Origin of the sequence: Mycobacterium sp., from assembly GCF_035499775.1 — a bacterium.
Taxonomy (GTDB): Bacteria; Actinomycetota; Actinomycetes; order Mycobacteriales; family Mycobacteriaceae; genus Mycobacterium.
The window spans coordinates 1-3,216 of sequence record NZ_DATJYB010000442.1; the positions used below are offsets into that span (position 1 = coordinate 1).

Annotated in this window: 4 protein-coding genes; 3 read left to right on the plus strand and 1 reads right to left on the minus strand. The window is 64.9% G+C overall.

Annotated features, from left to right (window positions below; translation table 11 throughout):
- Both efeO and efeB read left to right on the plus strand, forming a co-directional pair.
- A partial coding sequence (gene efeO / locus VML93_RS27270) for an iron uptake system protein EfeO (protein ID WP_325615373.1) occupies positions 1 to 1,038 on the plus strand: 1,038 nt, incomplete at its 5' end.
- Position 1,039: 1 nt separating this feature from the next.
- Positions 1,040 to 2,353: an iron uptake transporter deferrochelatase/peroxidase subunit gene (efeB, locus tag VML93_RS27275; protein WP_325615374.1), complete on the plus strand. Its 1,314-nt coding sequence runs from the start codon at positions 1,040 to 1,042 to the stop codon at positions 2,351 to 2,353.
- Positions 2,354 to 2,362: 9 nt separating this feature from the next.
- On the opposite strand, the gene VML93_RS27280 is transcribed toward efeB, so the two are convergent.
- Positions 2,363 to 2,587: a cold-shock protein gene (locus VML93_RS27280; RefSeq protein WP_325615375.1), complete on the minus strand. Its 225-nt coding sequence runs from the start codon at positions 2,585 to 2,587 to the stop codon at positions 2,363 to 2,365.
- Between the two features lie 165 nt (positions 2,588 to 2,752).
- Between VML93_RS27280 and VML93_RS27285 the strand changes: the two genes are divergently transcribed.
- Positions 2,753 to 3,216 (plus strand): universal stress protein (locus tag VML93_RS27285; RefSeq protein WP_325615376.1); only part of this gene is annotated, 464 nt, incomplete at its 3' end.

Consider the following 3,216-nt stretch of genomic DNA (forward strand, 5'->3'; position numbering starts at 1 on the left):
AGCGTCCCGGCCGGGCCGGTCACCTTCACGGTGGTCAATACCAGCGCCCCGGGCATCACCGAAATGGAGTTGCTCAGAGAGCAACGCATCGTCGGCGAGAAAGAAAACCTCGCGCCCGGATTGGATCCGGTGTCGTTCACGGTCACGCTGGACGGCGGCTCATACCAGGTGTACTGCCCTGGGGCAAGCACCGAATACCAAAATCTCACGGTGACCGGCCGCGCCCCCGCCCCGGCCACGGGAACCGTCTCGAGCATCCTCAGCCAGGGCACGAAGGACTACGCAGCGTACGTCGTGGGCCAAATCGGTCAGCTGAACGATGCCGTGAAGGCGCTCGACGTTGCGGTGCAGGCGGGTGACGTTCCCGGCGCCAAGACGGCCTACGCGAAAGCGCGACAGTTCTGGGAACGCGCCGAGGCCAGCGTGGAAGGCTTTGTCCTGCCTGGCTTCCGGGTCGACGACAACGCAGGCAATCTCGACTACCTGATCGACATGCGCGAATCCACCCCGGTCGACGCCAAAGTCGGATGGAAGGGCTTCCACGCCATCGAACGCGACCTCTGGCAAGGCAACGCGATCACCCCCGGCACCAAGGCGCTCAGCATCGAATTAGTAGGCAACGTAGGAAAACTGAAAGACATCGTCGCCAACCTGCAATACCGCCCCGAAGATCTGGCCAACGGTGCCAGCGATCTGATCGAGGAGGTGCAGAACACCAAGATCACCGGCGAGGAGGAGGCATTCAGCCATCTCGACTTCGTCGATTTCGCGGGCAACGTCGAGGGCGCCCAGCAGGCGTACGCCGCGTTGAGGCCGGGGCTGGAGAAGATCGACGCCAATCTGGTCAACCAAATCGATCAGCAGTTCCAGACAGTGCTGAGTGTTCTCGACGGTTACCGCGACCCGTCGGCGCCCGGTGGCTACCGGCTCTACACACCGGAGCTGAAGGCCAGCGATGCACCAAAGCTAACCGTGGTGATCCAGCCGTTGCACCAGAGCCTGTCCACCGTTGCGCAAAAAGTGGTTTCGGCCAACTGAGATGGCAAACGACGTAGCCGACACCACCCCACCGGACTCCACCCCGCCGGATTCCACTGGGGTGTCACGCCGACGGGTGCTGGGTGGTGCCGTGTTGGCGGGCCTCACCGGCACGGCCGTGGGTGCCGCCGGTGGCGGGATCGCCGGCTACGCCGCAGCCGCCGCCGGGCGTGGCGGCGACTCAGATGCTCAAGACACCGTCGACCTGCGTCATAGTTACCCCTTCTACGGTCAGACCCATCAGGGCGGAATCGCCACGCCCCCACAGCGTTACGCGATGTTCATGTCGTTCTCGCTGGCGGCCGGCGCCGGGCGCGCCGATCTGCAGGCACTGTTGGCCCGCTGGTCGGCCGGGGTCTCGGTGCTGCAGCAGGGCATGCCCGTCGGTACGGTGCAGCCGACCCGGGATGTGCAGCCCCCCACCGACACCGGGGAGGCATACGGGCTCAGCCCCGCCAGTCTGACTGTCACTGTCGGACTGGGGCCCCCGGTATTCGGTGACCGCTTCGGACTTGCCGCACGCCGGCCGGCGCTGTTCACCGATCTGCCGCCGCTCAACGGGGACAACCTGGACCCACGCCTGCACGGTGGCGACCTGTCGGTCCAGGCCTGCGCCGACGACCCGCAGGTCTGCTATCACGCGGTGCGCAACCTCACCCGCCTGGGACGCAATATCGTCTCACCGTTCTGGGCGGTACTGGGTTTCGGGCGCGCTTCGGCCGGACCCGGACAGCACACCCCGCGAAATCTCCTGGGATTCAAGGACGGTACCCGCAACGTCAGCACCGATGCCGAGTATGCCCGATTCGTCTGGGTCGACAACAGCGACCAACCCTGGATGAAAGGCGGGACCTACCAAGTCGTCCGCAAGATCCGGATGTTGCTGGAAACCTGGGACACCGATCGAATCGGCGACCAGCAGAAGATCTTTGGCCGCACGAAGCAGGAAGGAGCGCCGCTGAGCGGCAAGTCCGAATTCGACACACCGGATTTCAGCGCCAAAGGTTCTGACGGTCAACCGCTGATCGACCCGTTGTCCCACGTCGGGTTGGCGGCCAGGGAGAACAACGACGGCGTCATGATCCGCCGGCGCTCCTACAACTACACCGACGGTCTGGACGCCAACGGTCAGCTCAACGCCGGCTTGTTGTTCGTCTCGTATCAAAACGACCCGCAAAACTTCATCCGACTACAGAATCGCCTCGGCGCCAACGACCTTCTCAACGAGTACATCCGGCATATCGGATCGGCGATCTTCGTGGTACCGCCCGCACCCGCCGAGGGTCACTACATTGGCCAACCGCTATTCAGCTGACCCCCGCACTTACAACACATGCACGGCTTCCGCGGTCGGCCAGTGCCGCGTGCCTGCCGCGTGATAGCTCACCCGCTGGCCGGCGTGGAGTGGAGCCGCGGACCATCCGGTGATCTCGGACGAGTCGACGTAAACGTCGACCAACGAGTCCTCGTCGCTGTCGGTGGGGGTGACGAAGCCGAATCCACGCTCGCCGTCGAACCGGTGCACAACGCCGTACGCAACTGTCGCCATCGATTCCAGCATCGATTCGACGTTGAGATTCGACCCGAATCGGACCCTTCACTGCGAAAGCTAACGTTCACTGCGGCACCGGCTTAGGGTCCTTCGGCCCTAGTCGATCGCGACCAATTGCTCTGCCGGTCCGGTGCCGAGGTCAATAGCGTTGCAGCCGTGTCGATCAAGGGTGTCAGCCCCCGTACGCCCCTGTCGGTCGTCGTGGGTATCGACGGCTCGAAGGCCGCAATACAGGCGGCGCTGTGGGCGGTCGACGAGGCGCTCAGTCGCGATGTCCCGTTGCGCCTGTTGTACGCGATCGAACCGGACGATGCGAGCGGGCCCCACATGGCGGCTCGCAAACTTGCCATCGCCGAGAACGCTGTCCGCTACGCGTTCACCGCGGTCGAGGCGGCGGGCACGCCGGTAAAGATCGAAGTGGAGATCACTCAGGAACGGCCGATCACCGCCCTGATCAGAGCGTCGACGTCCGCCGCGATGGTGTGCGTCGGGGCCGTCGGTGTGCACCACTTCCGGCCCGGGCGGGTGGGCTCGACGGCCGCGGCACTGGCCTCCTCGGCGCACTGCGCCGTGGCGGTCATTCGAAGCGAACAGACCGCGGGGCGCACCGGTTTGATCGTCGTCGA